This is a genomic window from Thalassospira sp. MIT1004, assembly GCF_001858545.1.
GTDB classification, from domain to species: Bacteria; Pseudomonadota; Alphaproteobacteria; order Rhodospirillales; family Thalassospiraceae; genus Thalassospira; species Thalassospira xiamenensis.
Map to the genome: position 1 here is coordinate 1 of NZ_MCAO01000005.1, position 20835 is coordinate 20835.

A 20835-nucleotide genomic window follows, 5' to 3' on the forward strand; every position below is an offset into this window, starting at 1 on the left:
ATGTGGGCTGGGTTTCTTAAGCATTCCCCATTGAATCAAAAGTCCCCGCCAATGGCGAGGACTTTGTCAGCAGTCTGAAATGCTGCAGCAAAACACTGCAGCATTTTTTTATTTCCCACGGCGCAATCACCCGTCATCCAAGCGCAAAGCGTCGCAACAAATCAAACGGCTTTCCATCCCCCGGATCACCAAAAAGACAGACATCGCTGATCGTAAATGGTGCCTCGCACAACGGTGCAACAATCGGGGCAAGCTCATCGCGCACCCGCATCATCCGATCCGGATCAAGCTTGCCGGTCAGGGTCAGGTGAAAACGGAATTCTTCCATCACATAGGGATAACCCCACCGGACCAGATATTCTTCCTGTCGATCACTTAACCCCGATGCACGGCGTTTATTCATCGCGGCTTCGTCTTCGGGCTGACGAAAACCGTCAAGCACTTGCACAAGACCAGACGCCAGCGCACCAAGCTGATCGGTCGGCGCAGTCGGGATCAGGGCAATAAAACTGCCAATCGATTTCAGCAAAAGCGGGCCACACGTCACCGAAGACGCCGCCGCACAATAGTCGGCAATCGCGCTTTCAAGCTGCGCACGTGTCTGCCCGTCCTTTAAGGCGAATGGCGGTTTCAGGGTGCCATGAAACCCGTATCGCGATGGGGAAACGGTGATCGATGCGATCTCGTCCCGGTCAAGTCCCGCAATATCCGGGCGGTCAATTTCCCGCCCGGTTGCCGGATCACGCCCCAGCCAGGCATTGCCAAAATCCGCCAGATCACTGTCGGCTTTTGGTGCATAATAAACAGCATAACGCTGATAGTCGGTCATGGGGCCTCGAATTGGATGTCGATTTATCGCAGATCGTATTTCAGACAGAAATCCCGCACCGGCAGACGACGAAAATCGTCAAGCCGGTCTGCCAATGTTGCATGATCCCAGTCCCACCAGCAAATGCGAAGCAGCGCATCAACAATTTCCGCATCAAATCGCGGCCGAAGCGGCGTTGCCGGAATGCCGGTGACAATGGTGTAGGGCGGCACATCCTTGGTCACCACCGCACCCGAACCAACGACGGAGCCGATCCCGATGGTAACCCCGCCCTGAACAATCGCGCCATGTCCGATCCAGACATCATGATCGAGTTTGACGCGCTTTTCCCGGCGCCAGTCAAAAAATGCCGGATCATCATCGCCAAGCTCATAGGCACTCGACCGGTACTGGAAATGATGCATCGATGCCCGGTCCATCGGGTGCTGCCCCGGATTGATCCGCGTGTGGGCGGCGATATTTACGAATTTTCCGATGTCGGAATAGATGATCTCGCTGTCATTGACGACATAGGAATAATCACCCATCACGCTTTCGCGGATGCTGGTGCGCGCACCAACTTCGGTCCAGACACCAAACTCGCAATCAACAACAACCGCCGTTTGATCAATCGTCGGGGCTTCCGACAAGTGTTTCATTGCCGGTTTGGCCTGCGTAATCTTGAACGTCATGGATCAGGTCACCAGTTTGCGCAGACGCTGCGAAATCACATCAAGCAGACTAACCGATATGATGATGATGATCATGACCGCGGCGGTTTCCGCGTAATAAAATGCGCGGATATATTCCCACAAAACCATGCCAATACCACCCGCACCAACAATGCCAAGAACGGTTGCCGACCGCACATTGCTTTCAAACCGATACAGCGAATAGGAAATCCAAAGCGGAAGAACCTGCGGAATCACCCCAAAGATGACCTCCTGCAACCCGTTGGCACCCGTGGCCCGGATACCTTCGACCGGCTCGGGATCAATCGCCTCGACGGCTTCTGAAAACAGCTTTGCCAGAACGCCGGTGGTATGGATCCAAAGCGCAAGCACACCTGCAAACGGACCAAGACCAACCGCAACAACAAACAGCATGGCAAAAACCATTTCATTGATCGCGCGGAAGGAATCCATCAGGCGGCGCACCGGCTGGTAAACCCAGAACGGAACGATGTTTTCAGAACACAGAATGCCAAACGGGATCGAACAGACAATCGCAAGCGCCGTACCCCAGATCGCAATCTGGATGGTGATCCACATTTCGCTGACATAGGTTTTCCACATCAGGAAATCCGGCGGGAAAAACCCGTCCGCGAAATCGACCATGTTGCCACTGTTTTCAATCAGGGCCATGGGCCGCATGTCGGCCCCCTCCCAGGACAGGGCCAGAATGGCCAGAATGAACGCCCAAAGAAGGAAACTTGCGCCTGAACGTTTCAGATCGCGCGGCGGAAGTTCTGCGGCGGTTACGGCCGATGTCGAAAGGCTGCTGTTCATGTGCTTTTCCCGGGAAATAAAAACAAACGGGGAGCCCTTATGCGGGGCTCCCCGTTCGGATGCCGGTTACTCGTAAGAAACCAGGATATCGAGTTCTGCGAGTTTCTTGTCGATTTCAGAAACGCGTTTTGCTTTCTCGTCGGCGGACAGTTCGGCGGTGTTCTCGATTTTCAGCTTGTTTTTATACAGTTCAAGCTGACGGATCGGGTAAAGCTGCGCATTGCTGCTTTCCATGAATTTGCCCATGCCATCCTGAATGCCGCCAAGAACCTTGTTGGCTTCTTCAACATTGCCCAGACGACCATAACCAAGGAAGAACGCCTTGATTTCGGATTTCAGTTCGCGCGACATATCCTTGCGATAAACCATCGGATCAGACGGGATCAGCGGCGAGGTCCAGATAACCTTGACCTTGTCGGTGATTTCCGGCTTGACCATCTGGGTGCGCGCAAGCTGTTCGGAGTTGTTGGCAGCAACGTCGACCTGATGATTGGCAGTCGCCATCAGGTTGGTTTCATGGTTCGCGTTGCGAACGGTCTTGAAGCAGTTCTTCGGATCAACGCCGTTCTGCGCAAAGACGTAATAGGTCGGAACCAGGAAGCCAGAGGTCGAGTTCGGATCACCGATACCGAAGTTAAGTGTGCCGTCGCATTTCAGCATATCGGCAAGCGTGTTGAGCTTGTCGTTATCGGCCTGGGTGATGATGTGGGAATAATAGCCGTTCGTACCATCGCTTTTGGACGTCTGGACGAAAACTTCGCCGCCCGCACGATCAACGGCTTCCATCGCCGACTTGTTACCAAACCAGCCAACGTGAACCTTGCCAAAACGCATGCCTTCGATGATGCCGGCATAATCCGGGGCAAAGAATGCCTCGACCTTTTTGCCAAGCGCTTCTTCCATATCGTCGATCATCGGCTGCCACTGTGCCTTCAGGTTGGCACTCGACTCAGTCGAAATGAAACCGAACACGATGGTTTCCGGGTCTTTTTCAAGCGGCTTGAATTCGACATCGGCATAGGCCATGCCGGTTACGAGCATGCTGGCAGCAAGGGCTGCGGATGCAATTGTCTTGCGGATCATGGGAAGTCCCCCGTCAGGTTGGTTGGTAGAGGTGAAATAAAAAGAGATGTAAGGCAGAGAGAAATCGTCCTGATCTAGCTTGAAACGAAAGCCAGATCCTTCTCCGCGACCCTGCTCTTGGCCGGAACGTCATCCGGGGCAGGTGCGAAAAGCTCGGAAGAATATTCGCCGTAAAGTTCGCGCAGGAATTCCGGCGTCAGTTCGGTGGATGGACCGTCAAAAACGACTTCGCCATCACGCATCGCAATCGTGCGCGCACAATAATCACGGGCATAATCGACCTGATGCAGCGATACGATCACGGTGACATTGTCTTCGCGGTTCACACGATCAAGCGTATTCATCACCTTGCGTGATGACGCCGGATCAAGGGATGCAATCGGCTCATCGGCCAGAATAAGGCGTGCGCCCTGCGTGATCGTGCGCGCAATCGCGGCACGCTGCTGCTGCCCGCCCGAAAGGTTGCGCGCCTTTTTCATCGCATGCCCGTCAATGCCGACCCGCTTTAACGCGGTCATCGCCCGAATGCGCTCAGCCTTGGTGAACAGGCAAAGCGACCCGCGCCATGCCGGCACACGGCCCAGCATCCCGGTCAGAACATTGGTCAGAACCGTCAGGCGGCTGACCAGATTGAATTGCTGAAACACAACGCCGATATCGGCGCGCACCTTGCGCGCACCCCTTGCAATACGGCCGTTCTGCTGGATGACTTCACCGAATACTTCGATCTTGCCACCATCGCGATCCCCGCGCAGCAAACCGGCAATATGACGGATAAGGGTGGATTTGCCCGAACCGGACGCCCCGATCAGCGCGACCATCTCGCCCTCGCGGACCTGTAAACTGACATTGTTCAATGCCCGTTTATCGCGCGAGAAGCTCTTGTTCAGTCCGGAAATATCTACGACCAGCATTAAAGTCCGCCTGCTTGTGTTTCGCTGGTCAAGAAGCTACGCACAAACCGCGACTCTATGGTGACGATGATGTTACAGTTCGATGATTACGACGCCTTCATTTCACCGACAACAATCAAACTTGTCTATACATCAAGATATTCTTCAAATAAAAAAATGATCCCTCAAGAAATAGCAGTGTAATAATTCAATTATTACTTGTGACCGCGTTCACAAATAGCGATACAGGCGAGCCAGATCACGAAAAACCCCGACAGAAAGAAACTGCCGGGGTCTCGTATTTCGCATAATCGCGTATGGATTTACTTGATGGCCTCAATCGCGGCGATGACATCATCTTCGATATCCAGCCCCTGAATTTCCGCATCCCGGCGCGCATTCTGCCCGCGCCGCCCCGGCAACCGCACGGTTTCCTCAAGCGCGATTTCATCTGCGATATAGCGCAAATGATCAATGATCCCCGCCCCACCGACTGCAACCGGATCAATCGCAATCACCAGCTGGCCAAGTGCTGGCGGCGCACCCTTGTCATCAAACAGCGACGATGACTGATGCCCGAATTGGGCACCGGTCAACCCGGCGGCCAGCATTTCGACCATCATGGCAAGTGCCGCGCCCTTGACCCCGCCTGCCGGAATCATCGTGCCTTCAAGCGCCTTGACCGCATCGGTGGTCGGATTGCCGTCTGCATCCAATGCCCAGTCATCGGGGATCGGAACCCCTTTCTGCTTGGCCGCCATGATCTTGCCGCGTGCGACTTTTGACAATGCCAGATCAATCACGATCGGATCGCCATCGCCAATCGGGGTGGCAAAGGCAATCGGGTTGGTGCCAAACATCGGACGACGCCCACCCCAGGGTGCCATCGCGGCCGGGGCATTGGCAAACATCATCGCCGCCAGCCCCGCCTCAGTCAGTCTTTCCACGGTAAGCCCCATCACCCCGGCATGGTGGGATTTATGGATTGCCGCCACCGCAATCCCCTGACTACGCGCGATATCGGGCAATCGTTCGATCATCAGGTCAAGTGCGGGATAGGCAAAGCCGAACTGCGCATCAATCCGCAACACGGCGGGAAACGGCTGATCGGCAACCGGCTTGGCGAACCCGTCCACCTTGCCCGCACGGGCCTGCGCGGCATAGGCCGGAACGCGGCGCAAACCGTGCCCGCCCTGGCCTGCGGCCTCGGCCGTGATCAGGGCGGTTGCCACCGATCTGGCATTGTCGGGATCAACCTTGCAACGCAGCAGGGTATCACACACAAGCGCATGTGCGTCAGACAGGGAAAGCTTCATTATGATGACCTTAAAGATGGTGGCGGGCCCGGATACCATAGCCCCCGGCACCGCCAAGCGCAAAGGTCTTGTGCACCGCAACCCTGCCAAACCCCTACGACAGAACGATAAAAATGCGCTGTAACCCTGCTAAAATTTCGCCGCAAAGTCGTATGAGTATCCCGGCATGGTTCATGCTGCCCGAAACACGGCATTCAGACCCGGACAGCCTCCAAACACAGGATATTTCCAATGCGCAAAGCAACCTCTTTAACCTTCGCCGCATTTGGCATCGCCAGCAGCCTGTGGCTTGCCGGTTGTGCCGCCACGACCAAACCGGCCGAGGAAAAATCCCCCGCCGACTGGTCGGCCATCGCGGATCGCGACTGGCAATTGATGCGGATAGAGGCCAAAGACAAAACCCTGATGCCAATGACCCCGATCCTCGCCAGCATCAATTTCACCAAGGATGGCAAGGTTGCCGGATCGACCGGTTGCAACCGCTATTTCGGGAATTACACCCGAAACGACACCGCCCTTGATGTCTCCCCGCTTGGCAGCACCAAAATGATGTGCATGGAAAACGCGATGGAGATCGAAGACGCCTTCATCGCCGCCATGGCCGATGTCAAAGGCTGGAAATTGCAGGACGACGATCTGATGCTGGTCGACGCCAGCAACAAGTCAATCATGACATTCGAGCAGATCAAACCGTAAACCGGCCAACACCCGCACAAAAGGGGCGCATTGTTTTGCGCCCCTTTTTACGTCTATCCGTCTTCCGCTTATCGTGGCTCGCTGCGCAATCCCTGAATGATCGAATAACACGCCAGCAGAAGAATGATCGCAAACGGGAAACCGGTTGAAACCGCCATCGCCTGCAAGGCTCCCAATCCGCCGCCAAGCAGCAGCGCAATCGCAACCAGCCCTTCAAACGTGCACCAGAATATACGCTGGGGCACCGGGGCGTCGACCTTGCCGCCTGCGGTAATCGTATCAATCACCAGCGACCCGGAATCCGATGACGTGACAAAGAACACGATCACCAGAACAATGCCGATAAAGGACGTGATCGAGTGCAACGGCAATTGTTCAAGCATGGTGAAAAGCTTGATCGGAAGGGCGGCATCGGCAATCGCCTGAACACCTTCATTGACCATATGCACCGCCGTCCCGCCAAATGCGGTCATCCACAGCACACAAACCAGCGACGGAATGATCAGAACACAGGTAATGAATTCCCGCACCGTCCGGCCCCGCGATACGCGCGCAATGAACATGCCGACAAACGGCGACCACGAAATCCACCACGCCCAATAGAATGACGTCCAGCCCTGGCTGAAATTGGCATCCTCGCGCCCGATCGGGTTCGAAAGCGCCGGCAGATATTCGACATAGGCGACAAGGCTCGTGAAAAAGCCCTTGATGATATCCATCGTCGGCCCGACCAGCACGACAAACAGCAAAAGCAATGCCGCCAGAACCATATTGATTTCCGAAAGCCGCTTGACCCCGGCATCAAGCCCGGCAAGGACAGAAATCAGCGCAATGCCGGTAATCCCGATGATCAGGAACACCTTCGATCCGTCGGATTCCGGTAACCCGAACAGGAATTGAAGCCCGGCATTGGCCTGTTCCGCCCCAAAACCAAGCGACGTCGCAAGCCCGAACAGGGTGGCAAACACCGCCATGATATCAATCACGTGCCCGGTCCAGCCCCAGACACGCTCGCCAAAGACCGGATAAAATACCGACCGCATGGTCAATGGCAGGCCCTTGTTAAACGAAAACAGCGCAAGTGCGAGCGCCACGGTGGCATAAATCGCCCACGGATGAAGGCCCCAATGGAAAATCGTTGCCGCCATGCCAAGGTCAAAGGCCGCGTCCGCATCGCCCATCGCCCCGCCAAGCGGTGCCCAGTCCGTCCTGGCCCCGCCATCACCAACAACCGCACCCCCCATCGAGGTGGTGAAATGCGAAATCGGTTCTGACACGCCATAGAACATAAGGCCGATGCCCATGCCTGCGGCAAACAGCATGGCAAACCAGCCGCTATAGGAATAATCGGGCGTCGCATCCTGCCCGCCAAGCCGCACCTTGCCCAGCGGGGAGACGATCAGAAACAGGCACAACAGAACAAACACATTCGCCGCCGACAGGAAAAACCAGTCAAGCGTCGATGTCAGCCAGCCCCGCATGTCATTGAACATCGGCCCCACACTGTCCTGAAACGCCAGTGTCAGAAACACGAACGCCACAATCGATAAACCCGATATCAGAAAGACGGGATTGTGCACATCAAGCCCGAACGGCCCGATCTGTGTGGTGATGTTATCCTGCCCGATCTCATAATCGGTCTCGATCGGATTGGCGGCACCATCCGGGCTTTCGATGCCCGTCTCGGCATTCGATCCCATGAAAATCTCCCTTGAAAAGCATGTTTGCGGCCACCCCCGGCCGCAATTTTTCCGATTTGCCTGCTATTAACGCACCAGGAACACGGAATGATCCCAATGCGACGCAACATATCCGCCGTGGGATGCAAAAATATGATCGGCAATACCCGGCACATGGGATGCCATGACGATCACATCCGCCCTGGCCTCTGTTGCCGCATCAACAATGATTTCGCTCAGATCAATCGCCGGATCATGTGAAATGCGGGTCATGCCCGAACAGCTGATACCGGTCTTCTTGCCCTGCTCCTCGGCAAAGGCCGCCATCTTGCGATCATATTCCGCCGGATTGTGCGCAATGGGGGATGGGGTATTTGTCCCGACCCCGAAAAAGCATATTTCCGCACCATAATGCTTTGCCAGATCCGCCGCCGTCGAAAGCGCCTTTTCCAGCCTGTCGATATGCGTCAGATCCACGGGTACCATGATCTTGCGATACATTCCCTGCCTCCGTTCTACGGGTGCCCTAACGGGCAAAACACACCTTCGAAACAGATGAGGCGACCAAGACTATCACCAGAACAGGAAATGATCAAAATCCCCATCGCGCAGGGATTTTACGTCACCGGTGAAGACAGGAACAAATTCGCAGCACTATCGGTCACATTATTCCGCGGCCATGCGCTTTATCGCATCACACAAAAACCGGAACCCGGTCGCTGCCCCGTCGCTCATATACCGCGCACGCAGCCAGCCATGGATCATCTGCGGTTCTTCGCGGTACGTCACATCAATCCCGGCCCGGGCAAGGCGCGCGGCATATTCCCGCCCGTCATCGCGTAGCGGATCAAAATAGGCCGCCGTGATATAGGTCGGCGGCAATCCGCGCAAATCCTCCGCCGAAAGCGGATAGGCCACCGGATCATCCATCGGTGCCTTCAGGACATCGCGATAATAAATCACATCATCGGTACTTAATCCGGGGGCCGATGCCATCTGCCCATAGGATGGCCAGCCAAGATCACCGCCAAGGGCCGGATAAATCAGGACCTGCCCGATCACGCCTGCGCCAAGCCCCTCGTCGCGCGCCCGGATCGCAAGGCCGCCTGCCAATGTCGCCCCGGCACTATCCCCGATCAGGACGATCTCCGCACCGCGCGACAGCACATCGCGCGCAACGCCAAACGCATCCTGATGCGCCGCTGGCCAAAGATGCTCGGGGGCCAGCCGGTAATCGACCGAAATCATTTCCGCCCCCGCCGCCTCGGCCATCTCGGCACAGATCGCATCATGGCTATCAAGCGATCCGACGATAAACCCGCCGCCATGCAGGTAAAGCAACTTCCGCGTTGTGCGAATCTTGGCCGGGTAATACATCCGCACCGCCACCCCGGCAATATGGTCATCACGGCTCAGAAGCCCCGGCGGATGGGGATAGGCAAAGGCATCACAAAGGGCACCATACCATTTGCGTTGCTGCGCAATATCGGCCGCAACCGCATCGGGCGGATAAAGCCGGTCGCATCTGGCGATGAAGTCACGGATGCCTGCTTCGTCGGGCATCGGGCTATAGGCGATATCCGGCACCGCCTGATCGGACCCGTCCATGTCGCACAACTTCCCCAATGATGTTTGATTGATCTATCCGCAAGCCTAACGCGTTCGCCCCTGCTGTGAAAAGCGGGCAATTATGTCTTTTGAAATTCAGCCCCGCACAAGATCAAAGCGGAATCAAAGCGAAACCGCCTCGACCGTTGCTTTCAGCAACGCCGCACTGCGATGAAGGGCCGCCCTTTCCTCGGCGTCCAGATCGGGGAAAAGATCGGTCATGATGCCCGTGGCCCCGATCACGCGCGGAATCGAAAGCGCGACATCGGCCACCCCTTCGATCTCGCGATTGACCATCGATACCGTCAGGACTTCCTGCTGATCCTGCGCAATCGCCTTGACGATCCGCGCAAGCCCCGCGCCAATCCCGTAATAGGTCGCCCCCTTGCCCTTGATGATCTTATAGGCCGCATTGCGCACCCCATCATCAATCCGGGCCCGGACATCGGCGGTAATCGCCGATCCGACCTGGGCGGCAAACCCGGCCAGTGAAAGCGACCCGGCCCGCGCATTCGACCATGCCAGAACCTCGCTATCGCCATGCTCGCCAAGGACATAGGCATGTACTGATTGCGGCGAAATCCCCAGATGCCGGCCCAGCAAACTCCTGAACCGTGCGGTATCAAGGATCGTGCCCGATCCGATCACCTTGGCGGCCGGAAGCCCAGATAACCGCACCGTGATCTGGGTCATGATATCAACCGGGTTTGACGCAATCAGCAAAATCGCATCGGGGGCAACCCGCAACACATTGCCCACCACATCGCGAAACACCGCCGCATTGCGTTCCAGCAACGCCAAACGCGTTTCACCGGGTTTCTGGCTGACCCCGGCGGCAAGGATCACGACCGACGCACCGGCAAGCTGATCATAATCCCCGGCCTCCACCACGCAGGACGACATGAACGGCACCGCATGGGCAATGTCCTCGGCCTGCGCAATCGCAAGTTCGGCATTGTGATCGACCAGCACGACCGAACTGACAATCCCCATCAGGGCAAGCGCATAACCCGCCGAACTGCCAACCATTCCCGCCCCGACAATCCCGACCTTCATCACAAACCCCTGTCAAAACAGCATTATTTCGCGGGCCGATTATCCGGCCCCGCCCCACCGATTAAAAGCAAAAACCGGCGGCACCCAAAATCAGCCCGCAATACCATCGATAAAATCTATCGAAAATTTCATAAATAACTATTTAACCTATGCACCCAAACCGCGTTAGCCTGCTTGACAGCATCGCCTGACATGACGCCCAATGATTTAACAATCTCGTCTTGTTGCGATCACAAGTTTAGACATTACCTTGAACAGGGAAGCCTCACGCCGAAATGTTCACCAGAATATTCAAATGTTCCTGCGCTCGATATGACGGCCCCACGACCCGCCCGGAGAGAGACACCTGATCAGGTCAGGAAAGCAAGAACAGCCAGCCATTACGGGAGAGAGAAAAATGGACGGAAAACACACAGCAGGGAAATGCCCGGTCATGCATGGCGGTATGACCGCACTGGGCACCACGGTCATGGATTGGTGGCCAAACGCCCTTAACTTCGACATCCTGCATCAGCACGACGTGAAAACCAATCCGCTGGGCAAGGATTTCAACTACCGCGAAGAACTCAAAAAGCTCGACGTCGAGGGGCTCAAAAACGACCTCCGCGCGCTGATGAATGAAAGCCAGGAATGGTGGCCGGCCGACTGGGGCAGCTACGTTGGCATGTTCGCCCGTGTCGCTTGGCATTCCGCCGGTTCGTACCGTCTGGCCGATGGCCGTGGTGGTGGCGGTACGGGGAACCAGCGTTTCGCCCCGCTGAACTCCTGGCCTGATAACGTCAACACCGATAAGGGCCGCCGTCTGCTCTGGCCGATCAAGCGCAAATATGGCAACAAAATCTCCTGGGCCGATCTGATGATCCTCGCCGGTACGATTGCCTATGAAGTTGCCGGTCTTAAAACCTATGGCTTCGCCTTTGGCCGCGAAGATGTCTGGCACCCGGAAAAGGACACCTATTGGGGTGCGGAAAAAGAATGGCTCGCCCCAAGCGACAGCCGTTATGAAGACATCACCCGCCCCGACACCATGCAAAACCCGCTGGCCGCTGTCCAGATGGGCCTGATCTATGTGAACCCGGAAGGGGTGAACGGGCAGCCCGACCCGATGAAAACCGCCGCACAGGTCCGCGAAACCTTCGCCCGCATGGCCATGAATGACGAAGAAACCGCGGCCCTGACCGCCGGCGGCCACACCATCGGCAAATCGCACGGCAATGGCTCGCCATCGGACCTCAGCCCCGAACCCGAAGCCGCCGACGTCGAATATCAGGGCATCGGCTGGATGAAAACCAATGGCCGTGGCATTGGCCGCGACACCATGGTTTCGGGCATCGAAGGCGCATGGACGTCCAACCCGACCAAATGGGATATGGGCTGGTTCGATATGCTGTTCGGCCATGAATGGGAGCTGAAAAAAAGCCCGGCTGGCGCATGGCAGTGGGAACCGGTTGACATCGCCGAAGAAGACATGCCGGTCGATGTCGAGGATCCCTCGATCCGCTGCAAACCGATCATGACCGATGCCGACATGGCGATGAAGGTCGACCCGACCTATAACGCCATCTGCCAGAAATTCATGAAGGACCCGGAATATTTCTCCGAAACCTTTGCCCGCGCTTGGTTCAAACTGACCCATCGCGACATGGGCCCGAAAGTCCGCTATGTCGGGCCGGACGTGCCCAAGGAAGACCTGATCTGGCAGGACCCGATCCCGAGCGTCGATTACACCCTCTCGGACGCTGAAATCGCCGATCTCAAGTCCAAACTGCTCAGCAGCGGCCTGACCAGTGCCGAGCTGATCAACACCGCCTGGGATAGTGCCCGGACCTATCGCGGATCGGACATGCGGGGTGGCGCCAATGGGGCCCGCATCCGTCTGGCCCCGCAAAAGGACTGGGCGGGGAACGAGCCCGAACGCCTCGCCAAGGTTCTCAAAACCCTTGAAGGCATTCAGGCAGGCCTTGCCAAGAAAGTCAGCCTTGCCGATCTGATCGTGCTCGGTGGTACGGCGGCGGTTGAAAAGGCCGCGAAGGATGCCGGTGTCAACATCACCGTCCCGTTCGCACCGGGCCGCGGCGATGCGACGGCCGAAATGACCGACGCCGCAAGTTTCGATGCGCTCGAACCGCTGGCCGATGGCTATCGCAACTGGCTGAAAGACGATTATGTGGTCTCGCCCGAAGAAATGATGCTGGACCGCACTCAGCTCATGGGCCTGACCGCACCGGAAATGACCGCACTGGTCGGTGGCATGCGCGTTCTTGGCACCAATCACGGCGGCACCAGACACGGCGTCTTTACCGACCGTGTCGGCCAACTGACGACCGACTTCTTCGTCAATCTGACCGACATGGCCTATAGCTGGAAACCGGCGGGCGACAACCTTTACAACATCGTTGATCGCAAAACCGGCGAAACCAAATGGACCGCCACCCGCGTTGACCTCGTGTTTGGCTCCAACTCAATCCTGCGCGCCTATGCCGAAGTCTACGCCCAGGACGACAACCACGAGAAGTTCGTCAAGGACTTCGTCGCGGCCTGGACCAAGGTGATGAACGCCGACCGGTTTGATCTCGCCGCGTAAGGCTTAAAAACGCCTTTGAAATGATCTGGATTGGAGCTTTTGGGCTCTGAACGAGAAACACCCCCGGTCGTGAGGCTGGGGGTGTTTTTTTTGATATTTCATCATCACGGATTCACAGGAATAGACCTTCTTCGATCCGCTTGGTAGACTTTGAAAGATGGACATTCCAGCGGAGCGTGCACCTTTGACTAATATCGATACTGCGGAAGAAGCTTTTGAAAAAATCTATCAACATTTCAACAAATACAAGGACAGTATCTTCACCGAAGAAGATGCAAAGCTGCACTTAATCAACGATATGCTACGCGATGTGCTTTCATGGCCCAAGGGTTCTTTCCAGTCCGAAAAACATCACAAGTCTGGGTATTCTGATTACTGCCTTGGTGGCCCTGCTGGAAACCTCATCGTAGTTGAAGCAAAGCGCTTGGATCGCTTCAATATACAGGTTGCTGAAAAGGGCAGAATGCGACCACTCAAGCTCTCAAGCAATGCTCTCAGAGATGCTGCAGATGCAATAGAGCAGGTTCGTGGTTACGCCGACGATGAAGGAATTGCTCTTTGCGTAGTAACCGATGGAAATCTTTGGATAGTCTTTAAGACTCACGTTCCGGGGAAAAACTACAAAGCTGCTGAGGCTCTTGTTTTTCCCTCTATGGCATCGGTTAAAGAAAATTTTTCTGAGTTCTATGACTTACTAAACTCAGAACAAGTCCAAAAGCGCGTCTATAGTCAAATATTTGATGAAATACACAATAAACGCCTCATCCTTGATCAGAGACTTCATAGCCCTCTCCCCGCTGCTGAAAACCGCGTAAAACCAAAATCTAAACTCGCGTTCGATCTTGATCGCGTTTTCGACGTATATTTTGGAAAACTAAAAGGCGATGACGACCCTGAACTACTAGTAGAATGCTTTGTTGAGACACGCGAAAGCAGAATTGCTGATTTCTCTTTAGAAAAAATCGCCACGAAAATCATCGCAAACATAGCCCCCGGCGATAGAAACATAGATGCATCACTGTTTCATTTGGTCGAAAACGCTATTGAGATAGACGAGGGACAAACCGTCTTTATAGTTGGCCCGACAGGTTCGGGAAAAACGACTTTTGTGGAGCGATTTTTTCGCAGGACTCTTGCACCTACCTTGCGAAACCAATGCGTAGATGTACGCCTAAGTTGCCTCGATTCAGGAGGTGATGATCAGCGAATTGTCCCTTGGATGACCAACAGACTAATTAAACTCTTGGAGGAGAAGTTATTCGATACTGGTCACCCCAGCTATGAGCAACTACAGGGGATGTACTTCGGCGAATATAAACGTCAATCAGAAGGACCTGGCGCTGCACTCTACAAAAAAGACCCGGAGCAATTTAAAATCCAATTTGGTGAATTCTTAGAGAAAACAGTAACAGAAGATCGAGAAGGATACCTAAAGAGATTATTGAGTGACATTGTCGTCAACAGAAAAAAACTTCCCGTTCTAGTTATTGATAACATTGACGAATTTCCTCAAAATATAAAAGAGTCTGTTTTCCAATTATCGCAGGCGCTAAGGCGACATGCCGGTCATGCTCTAATTATTTTCCCAATCACAGACAAAACTGCTTGGTCTTTCTCAAAGTCCGATATTTTTGGGATATACACTTCTGTTTCTTTCTTTCTTCCAACCCCATCTCCTAGGGACGTTTTCTCAAAACGCATTGAATATCTCAAACACAAAATTGCGGCCTCACCCAACCCTAAAGAAAGAGCATCTTACCTATCTAAGCGCGGGATCAAGGTCTCAATTGATGATTTGAATGCGTTTGCAAACGTATTGGAAGAAGTTTTCATCGATGATGAATTTTCTGCTAGGATATTGGGTGAACTGACTAATTACAATATTCGCCGAACACTTATGCTGGCTAAACGAGTGATAACGTCGCCGGTTTTCGATGTTGATACACTCGTCGCATCAGTAATTTCCGGCCAACCTCTCACCACAAACTTTAACAAGCTGCTACTTGCACTCTTAAAGGGCGACTACGATTACTATCGACAAGATGACCCTCACGCGGTCTTTCCAGTTTTTCAGGTCGACAATAAAGTCCGTCAATCGCCCCTTCTTCCACTTAGAATTTTGGCAATGCTAGATGCAATTTCAAACAGTGGAAGAGATATTGAAGACAGACATTCTAGTGTGCAATCCATCCTAGACTTCTTCGACACACTGGGAGCAACTGAACCAGCAGTGATGCTAGTCATTAATCGCCTTCTTTCCAGTAGACTAATTGAACCATTCGATATGTCTGCATCCGAGTTGTCACCGGATCAAACGTTAGCGATAACCCATGCAGGTAGGGCTCATCTCAACCTGTCGACAAGGCACAATGCATTCTTTGATCAAATGTCCTTAACTACTGCTATCACAGATGCGACATTTGCCGAGCAAATTAGAATTACCTACAAGAATAACACACCATACACACAGAAAATGCCCGAAATTAGAGCAATATTTGCGAAATACCTGATAGACGAAGACAAATTATTCTCCTCAGAAACTCCTCAAGCAGATCGCTACGAACACCAACGCATTCTTATCGATAAAGTTAAAGCATTATCTCCGAACAATAAACCTGAGATTGAGGAAGCGGAAAACGCTGCTTTTAAAAACTATCAAGGATTACGAGGCGTTATCGAGCATGCATTCGGATCTCGGAACTACGGATTTATATCGATACAAGATGTTAGTAACCGCATATTGGTTCGTTCCGAGGTTATAGAAGAGGGCGGGTTCTCGGAACTATTAATAGGCGATGAAGTCATTTGTGATTTAGAACAAAAGCCCAGAGGCTTGATTGTCTCTAAAATCCATGAGGTCATCCCCCCGTCAGACAGACTTCAACACTGTCGGTGCGAAATTATCAGGACTTTTCCAGAGCGATCATATGGGTTTGCAAGAGCAAGTGAACACACCATAGATATTTTCTTCCATTTTGATGCCCTCACAAACTTTGCGCTCGGTGACATTCGAGACGGATTAATTTTTGACGCAGAAATCGTGAGTGCACCAGAGGGGCGTTCTTGGACTGTTCGAAAGGTGCAACAGGTAGAAAGCAAAGCACACGCTCAAACCTAAAGCCCGCAACGACGAACACAGACCCAAACCACAGGAAGATCACAGGTTCACTGCAAAGCTGTCATACGCCTGAAACTGACGCTAGGGGACTACATCATGATCGCGGGCCTTTTGCCCGTCGATGGGCCACTGCCCCCTGCTGCCATTGCTACCAATCCTCGCAGATTTAACTTATCAATCTCCCAAAAGACGAACCTCTTCCGTCATGACAAATGATCGGGTTAGTCCCCTTAGCCCTCAGGCAGAATGCCGCCGTAACGGCTCCGCCATCCGCCGCCCCATATCCTGCGGAGTACCCCGCCGCCCTGTCCATGTCAGCGGCGATACGTCCGGGAGGGCCATCCGAACGACCGGTTATGCAGTACCGGACGCCAGCACCAGCCCCTGACGATATGACTTCTGCGGCTTGATCTTGCAGGAGTAAATTTCATGTCGCGTTCGGCCGAACTCGGTTCCGCCCGTAAAGACACATCAAACCAGACTCCGGGGGTGCCGGGGGTGCTTCCCGATGGCGCGGCTCTGCGCACCATACAGCGCCGACGAAAACGTATCCTTCGAATTGGCGTTGTCGTGCTTCTGGTTCTTGTGGCCGGAAGTCAGGCGATGGCGGAGCGCCAGAGCGAGCTTCACGACATGATCGAAGCCATCGGGCTGTTTGCGATTGGCGTCTGCATCTTCGGGCGTGGCTGGTGCTCCCTTTATATCGGCGGACGCAAGAAAACAGAGCTTGTCACCACCGGGCCTTATTCCAGCTGCCGAAATCCGCTTTATGTTTTCAACATGATCGGCGCGTTCGGCGTCGGCGCACAGACCGGCAGTGTCGTGCTTGGCTGTTTGTTTGCCGGCCTGTGCTGGATGGTGTTTCGCAATGTTGTCGCGCACGAAGAGGCATTGCTCTCGGAACGCTTTGGCAAGGCGTTCCGGTGCTATCAAAATACCGTCCCGCGCTTTCGCCCGACCTGGTTTCGCTGGCGCGATGAGGAAGACCTGCTGTGCAAACCGGCACTGTTTTTAACCACAACACGCGATGCGATGTGGTTTCTGGCGGCGGGGCCGATCTTTGAAGGCATCAAGCTGATGCAGGAAAAGGGATGGCTGACACCGTTGATCCATCTGCCCTAGGTGGGTTTAGCCCGAAGCAACTGGGCGGCTGATAGCGGCGGATAGATGTCCTGTCTTTTATCCCGCCTTGCGGTCTTGCGGTCTGTGCCAATCCCCAAAGGAGCATCTCTTTTGCCCGTTGATCCGATGTCTGGCGCACACACGGGCGCGCAGCCCCCATTCACGCCAACATGATGACGAAAACAGCACCCGAACTGCCCCCCACAACAATAGCGGATTGGAAATTGACATGAAACCGACCGAAAAACCCCAACATAGCCTCACAATCGGACGCCGCAGTTTTCTGGGTGGCGCGGCGGCACTTGGTGCTGGTGCCGGATTGGCAGCCCCCGCCATTATCTCCCGCACGGCTGCGACAGAGACGTCTTCGATCATCGCGTTGCGAGACCACGACCTGCCCTTTATCGCCACCGAAGAAACCTATACCACCGACGAGCTGATCGCGCAGAACGCGATTAACGATGATCACGTGGAATACCTCAGGGAAACCGGTCTTGCCGAACTTGGCCCTGGCCGCATCGGTGCCATGGATCAGGCGGGGATCAATGTTCAGATCCTGTCCGCACATACGCCGGGCGTGCAGGATCTCGCGGGTCAGGAAGGCATCGATTTTGCCTATCGCCTCAACAGGATGATTGCGACGGGCCCGATGGTCACCTATCCGGGGCGGTTCCGGGCCTATGCAACCCTGCCGCTGCAGGACCCGGCGGCATCAGCAGACGAACTGGAACGCGCCGTTAGCAGGGATGGCTTTGTCGGGGCCATGACCAATGGCTTCATTGGCAAAAAGTTTCTCGACCATCCCGATTTCGAGCCCCTTCTGGCCCGTGCCGAGGCACTGGGCGTGCCGATATACCTGCATCCGGGTTTCCCGCCCAAGGAAGTCTTCGACATTTACTACCGCATTGCGCGGCCCGGATATAATGACGCATATCAGGACTACATTCTCAGTGGTTCAGGATATGGCTGGCATCAGGAGGTGCTTACGCAATGTCTTCGACTGATCATGACCGGAACGTTCGACAGATTCCCCAAACTGCAGATGATCATCGGCCACATGGGAGAGGGCCTTCCATTCTATTACGAGCGTATCGTCGGAGATTTGGGCGATGTGACCGAAGGCTCGCTCAACAGGCCTATCGGCCAGTATTTCAATGACAATTTCTGGTACACGACCAGCGCATTTTTCCAGGATGAACTGCTTCATCTTTTGCTGAAATACATCAGTGTGGACCGCGTGATGTTTGGAACCGATTATCCGTTTGCCGACATGAAGCAGGGCACCGACTGGTTTCGCGCCGTCGATCTGCCTCGTGAAGCCAAGGAAAAAATTGCGTTCCGGAATGCGGAAAAACTGTTTCGCATAAAGGTCTGATGCATCCGCCCCGGATCACGCATAACACCGGCTAACGCCGGCTGGTTTCTTATTCCCGACCGCGAAGAGGGATCACTTTGGCTGTATCTTGGGGGTACAGCCAAAGGATGCCAGATCAGCCCCGTTGATACATTCGATCCGTTTCTCGCGAAAGGCGCTATCCGTGGCCCGATCCCGTTTGACGGCAAAGGCATCGTAAAACCGAACTTCCTCCGGCAACCACAGACGCCGGACACAAACCGCAGGCCTCCACCAGCTTCACCAGCAGGCAACCATCGGGCTCACGGCCCACTCCGGTCACTTCCCGACCATGGTGGCACTTCCGGCAACCACTGAGACCCAGACAGAGCTCGGACCTCCGCCAGCTTCACCAACAGGCAATCTCGGCCCACGACCCACTCCGATCACCTCCAGCCATGGCGACACTTCTCGCAACCACTGAACCCCGGACAAACGACGGGCCCTCGCCAACTGACCACCTCGGGCTCACGCCCCGCTCCGATCACTGCCAGCCATGGCGACATTTCCGGCAACCGATGGAGCCCGAACAAACCTCGGGCCTCCCCCAACCTCACCGACGGACGGTCCTCGGGCTCACCCCTCGCTCCGATCACTCCCGGCCATAGCGACATTTCCGGCAATTGATGAAGCCCCGACAAACCTCGGGCCTCCGCCAGCCTCGCCAACAGGCAACCTCGGCCCACGACCCGCTCCGATCACCTCCGGCCATCACGACTCTTCCGGCAACCGATGGTGCCCAGACGCATTTCGGGCGTCTGCTATCCTCACCCTCGGACGGTCTTCAGGCTCACCGCCCGCTCCGGTCACTTTCGGCAACGACGGCACTTTCCGCTAACCGCCGAGGTCCGGACAAACTTCGGGCGCACGGCCCTCACTGGTCCACCATCGACGGGTCACAGATCACCGCTGCCATTGCTGCCATTGCTGCCGCTCCCGGCAAATCTAACGCTCCTTTTCCAACAAGACGCACCTCTCCCGTCATGACAAATGACCGGATTAGTCCCCTTAGTCCTTGGGCAGAATCCCGCCGTAACGGCTCCGCCATCCGCCGCCCCATATCCTGCCGGTCACCTCGCCGCCCTGCCCGTGTCTCTGTCCGTCTCTTTGCCGCTGCATCCTGATCACCTCTTTCATCCAGCCCCAAACGCAAAAACCCGCAAGGCTCAAGGCCTCGCGGGTTTCGGTCCGGGTGCATTTCTCCCGTTGATTTTTCCTTTATGCCATAGATAAAAGAACAAATCAAGAACTTTCTGAAAAAAGATATGAGGAGAGGATTTCTACCAGTTTTTTTTGGGGGGGAACCTCCGCAGTCTGCGCGCGGGCTCCCGGTGGTCGCAGCCATCCCCTTCAGGGGCAAATGACCGCTCCCACCTACCAGACATTAAAAAAGCCCGCCACGAGGGCAGGCTTTCTTAATGTTGGTTGCGGGGACAATCGCCGATGTTCGATTCACTTCCACGGGATTTGCAGATTTTAGCTCAATAGAGCGATTAGATCGCTAACCCGTGATAGATTGGGATCATATCTTTCTCTTCCTTGTCAAGTCGTTAATGACCTGATGGGGTAGTAGATGGTCGCCACTTGGGGACAGGCAAAAATCGAGTTCATCGCCCTATGCGATGAGATTTTCGATGAGCATCTGAAAGGTAAATCCAGAAACCGGATTTACCTCGATCTGCGTTCAGCAGGTCGCATCACCATGTCCCAGCGATCCTTCTATTCCTGGTTCGACACCCTTTCGTCCAGCACGTCTCCCGAACCTCCCCTCATCAATGCCAGCAACGCAGTCAGGCAATTGCCTGCTCATACGGCTGTGGCTGTTTTGCAAAGTGCTCCCCCTGTCTCGGGCAAGGCCTCCGATACATCCGCCATTGAAGGCCGGGTTGAGACAGGGCGCATGCAAATTTGGGACGACGATCCACAACCGAATGAGGCCGAGCAATGACCAGAATGGTTACCTCCTGCGGC

At 54.8% G+C, this 20835-nt stretch carries 16 protein-coding genes; 6 read left to right on the forward strand and 10 right to left on the reverse strand.

Annotated elements, in window-relative coordinates; translation table 11 throughout:
- Positions 1–133: 133 nt before the first annotated feature.
- From BC440_RS02620 to BC440_RS02645, 6 genes are all read right to left on the reverse strand, one after another.
- Positions 134–829 (reverse strand): DUF1045 domain-containing protein, encoded by a 696-nt coding sequence (locus BC440_RS02620; RefSeq protein WP_071239492.1) that lies wholly within the window; start codon positions 827–829, stop codon positions 134–136.
- A 23-nt stretch (positions 830–852) separates the two neighbouring features.
- Positions 853–1500, reverse strand: a complete 648-nt coding sequence (locus BC440_RS02625) for a chloramphenicol acetyltransferase (RefSeq protein ID WP_071239493.1) — start codon at positions 1498–1500, stop codon at positions 853–855.
- 3 nt (positions 1501–1503) lie between these two features.
- Positions 1504–2316 carry a phosphonate ABC transporter, permease protein PhnE gene (gene phnE / locus BC440_RS02630; protein WP_007089254.1) on the reverse strand — a complete coding sequence of 271 codons (813 nt, stop codon included), beginning with the start codon at positions 2314–2316 and terminating at the stop codon, positions 1504–1506.
- 66 nt (positions 2317–2382) lie between these two features.
- Positions 2383–3399 carry a phosphonate ABC transporter substrate-binding protein gene (gene phnD, locus BC440_RS02635; protein ID WP_007089255.1) on the reverse strand — a complete coding sequence of 339 codons (1017 nt, stop codon included), beginning with the start codon at positions 3397–3399 and terminating at the stop codon, positions 2383–2385.
- 74 nt (positions 3400–3473) lie between these two features.
- Positions 3474–4313, reverse strand: coding sequence for a phosphonate ABC transporter ATP-binding protein (phnC, locus tag BC440_RS02640; protein WP_007089256.1), 840 nt, complete (start codon positions 4311–4313; stop codon positions 3474–3476).
- Between the two features lie 302 nt (positions 4314–4615).
- Positions 4616–5608, reverse strand: coding sequence for an Ldh family oxidoreductase (locus BC440_RS02645; protein WP_037990635.1), 993 nt, complete (start codon positions 5606–5608; stop codon positions 4616–4618).
- Between the two features lie 231 nt (positions 5609–5839).
- On the opposite strand from BC440_RS02645, the gene BC440_RS02650 reads away from it, so the two are divergent.
- Positions 5840–6304: an META domain-containing protein gene (locus BC440_RS02650; RefSeq protein ID WP_071239494.1), complete on the forward strand. Its 465-nt coding sequence runs from the start codon at positions 5840–5842 to the stop codon at positions 6302–6304.
- A 68-nt stretch (positions 6305–6372) separates the two neighbouring features.
- Here the strand turns inward: BC440_RS02650 and BC440_RS02655 are convergent, their stop codons facing one another.
- The 4 genes from BC440_RS02655 to BC440_RS02670 all read right to left on the reverse strand — a co-directional run bounded on the left by BC440_RS02655 (position 6373) and on the right by BC440_RS02670 (position 10647).
- On the reverse strand, positions 6373–8004 hold the full coding sequence (locus BC440_RS02655) for a BCCT family transporter (RefSeq protein WP_071239495.1): 1632 nt from the start codon (positions 8002–8004) through the stop codon (positions 6373–6375).
- A 66-nt stretch (positions 8005–8070) separates the two neighbouring features.
- Positions 8071–8484 carry a universal stress protein gene (locus BC440_RS02660; RefSeq protein ID WP_007089260.1) on the reverse strand — a complete coding sequence of 138 codons (414 nt, stop codon included), beginning with the start codon at positions 8482–8484 and terminating at the stop codon, positions 8071–8073.
- A gap of 165 nt (positions 8485–8649) precedes the next feature.
- Positions 8650–9591 (reverse strand): alpha/beta hydrolase, encoded by a 942-nt coding sequence (locus BC440_RS02665; protein ID WP_139192068.1) that lies wholly within the window; start codon positions 9589–9591, stop codon positions 8650–8652.
- Positions 9592–9714: 123 nt separating this feature from the next.
- Positions 9715–10647 carry an L-lactate dehydrogenase gene (locus tag BC440_RS02670; RefSeq protein ID WP_071239496.1) on the reverse strand — a complete coding sequence of 311 codons (933 nt, stop codon included), beginning with the start codon at positions 10645–10647 and terminating at the stop codon, positions 9715–9717.
- Positions 10648–11044: 397 nt separating this feature from the next.
- Here BC440_RS02670 and katG point away from each other — a divergent pair, with 397 nt between their 5' ends.
- The 5 genes from katG to BC440_RS02700 all read left to right on the forward strand — a co-directional run bounded on the left by katG (position 11045) and on the right by BC440_RS02700 (position 20812).
- The gene (katG, locus tag BC440_RS02675; RefSeq protein WP_071239497.1) at positions 11045–13231 is read left to right on the forward strand and encodes a catalase/peroxidase HPI; all 2187 of its coding nucleotides are present in this window, start codon (positions 11045–11047) and stop codon (positions 13229–13231) included.
- A gap of 184 nt (positions 13232–13415) precedes the next feature.
- The gene (locus BC440_RS02680) at positions 13416–16349 is read left to right on the forward strand and encodes a hypothetical protein (protein WP_071239498.1); all 2934 of its coding nucleotides are present in this window, start codon (positions 13416–13418) and stop codon (positions 16347–16349) included.
- 429 nt (positions 16350–16778) lie between these two features.
- Entirely contained in the window at positions 16779–17471 is a 693-nt protein-coding gene (locus BC440_RS02685) for an isoprenylcysteine carboxylmethyltransferase family protein (RefSeq protein WP_083379292.1), read from the forward strand.
- 229 nt (positions 17472–17700) lie between these two features.
- Complete coding sequence (locus tag BC440_RS02690) at positions 17701–18846, forward strand: amidohydrolase family protein (protein WP_071239499.1); 1146 nt, start codon at positions 17701–17703, stop codon at positions 18844–18846.
- A 1591-nt stretch (positions 18847–20437) separates the two neighbouring features.
- The gene (locus tag BC440_RS02700; protein ID WP_065702078.1) at positions 20438–20812 is read left to right on the forward strand and encodes a hypothetical protein; all 375 of its coding nucleotides are present in this window, start codon (positions 20438–20440) and stop codon (positions 20810–20812) included.
- The last annotated feature ends 23 nt before the right edge of the window (positions 20813–20835 follow it).

Bases quoted from the DNA above. Each gene is read 5' to 3' on its own strand.
- BC440_RS02620 (WP_071239492.1), bottom strand. From the start codon at position 829: ATGACCGACTATCAGCGTTATGCTGTTTATTATGCACCAAAAGCCGAC.
- BC440_RS02625 (WP_071239493.1), bottom strand. From the start codon at position 1,500: ATGACGTTCAAGATTACGCAGGCCAAACCGGCAATGAAACACTTGTCG.
- phnE (WP_007089254.1), bottom strand. From the start codon at position 2,316: ATGAACAGCAGCCTTTCGACATCGGCCGTAACCGCCGCAGAACTTCCG.
- phnD (WP_007089255.1), bottom strand. From the start codon at position 3,399: ATGATCCGCAAGACAATTGCATCCGCAGCCCTTGCTGCCAGCATGCTC.
- phnC (WP_007089256.1), bottom strand. From the start codon at position 4,313: ATGCTGGTCGTAGATATTTCCGGACTGAACAAGAGCTTCTCGCGCGAT.
- BC440_RS02645 (WP_037990635.1), bottom strand. From the start codon at position 5,608: ATGAAGCTTTCCCTGTCTGACGCACATGCGCTTGTGTGTGATACCCTG.
- BC440_RS02650 (WP_071239494.1), top strand. From the start codon at position 5,840: ATGCGCAAAGCAACCTCTTTAACCTTCGCCGCATTTGGCATCGCCAGC.
- BC440_RS02655 (WP_071239495.1), bottom strand. From the start codon at position 8,004: ATGGGATCGAATGCCGAGACGGGCATCGAAAGCCCGGATGGTGCCGCC.
- BC440_RS02660 (WP_007089260.1), bottom strand. From the start codon at position 8,484: ATGTATCGCAAGATCATGGTACCCGTGGATCTGACGCATATCGACAGG.
- BC440_RS02665 (WP_139192068.1), bottom strand. From the start codon at position 9,591: ATGGACGGGTCCGATCAGGCGGTGCCGGATATCGCCTATAGCCCGATG.
- BC440_RS02670 (WP_071239496.1), bottom strand. From the start codon at position 10,647: ATGAAGGTCGGGATTGTCGGGGCGGGAATGGTTGGCAGTTCGGCGGGT.
- katG (WP_071239497.1), top strand. From the start codon at position 11,045: ATGGACGGAAAACACACAGCAGGGAAATGCCCGGTCATGCATGGCGGT.
- BC440_RS02685 (WP_083379292.1), top strand. From the start codon at position 16,779: ATGTCGCGTTCGGCCGAACTCGGTTCCGCCCGTAAAGACACATCAAAC.
- BC440_RS02690 (WP_071239499.1), top strand. From the start codon at position 17,701: ATGAAACCGACCGAAAAACCCCAACATAGCCTCACAATCGGACGCCGC.
- BC440_RS02700 (WP_065702078.1), top strand. From the start codon at position 20,438: ATGGTCGCCACTTGGGGACAGGCAAAAATCGAGTTCATCGCCCTATGC.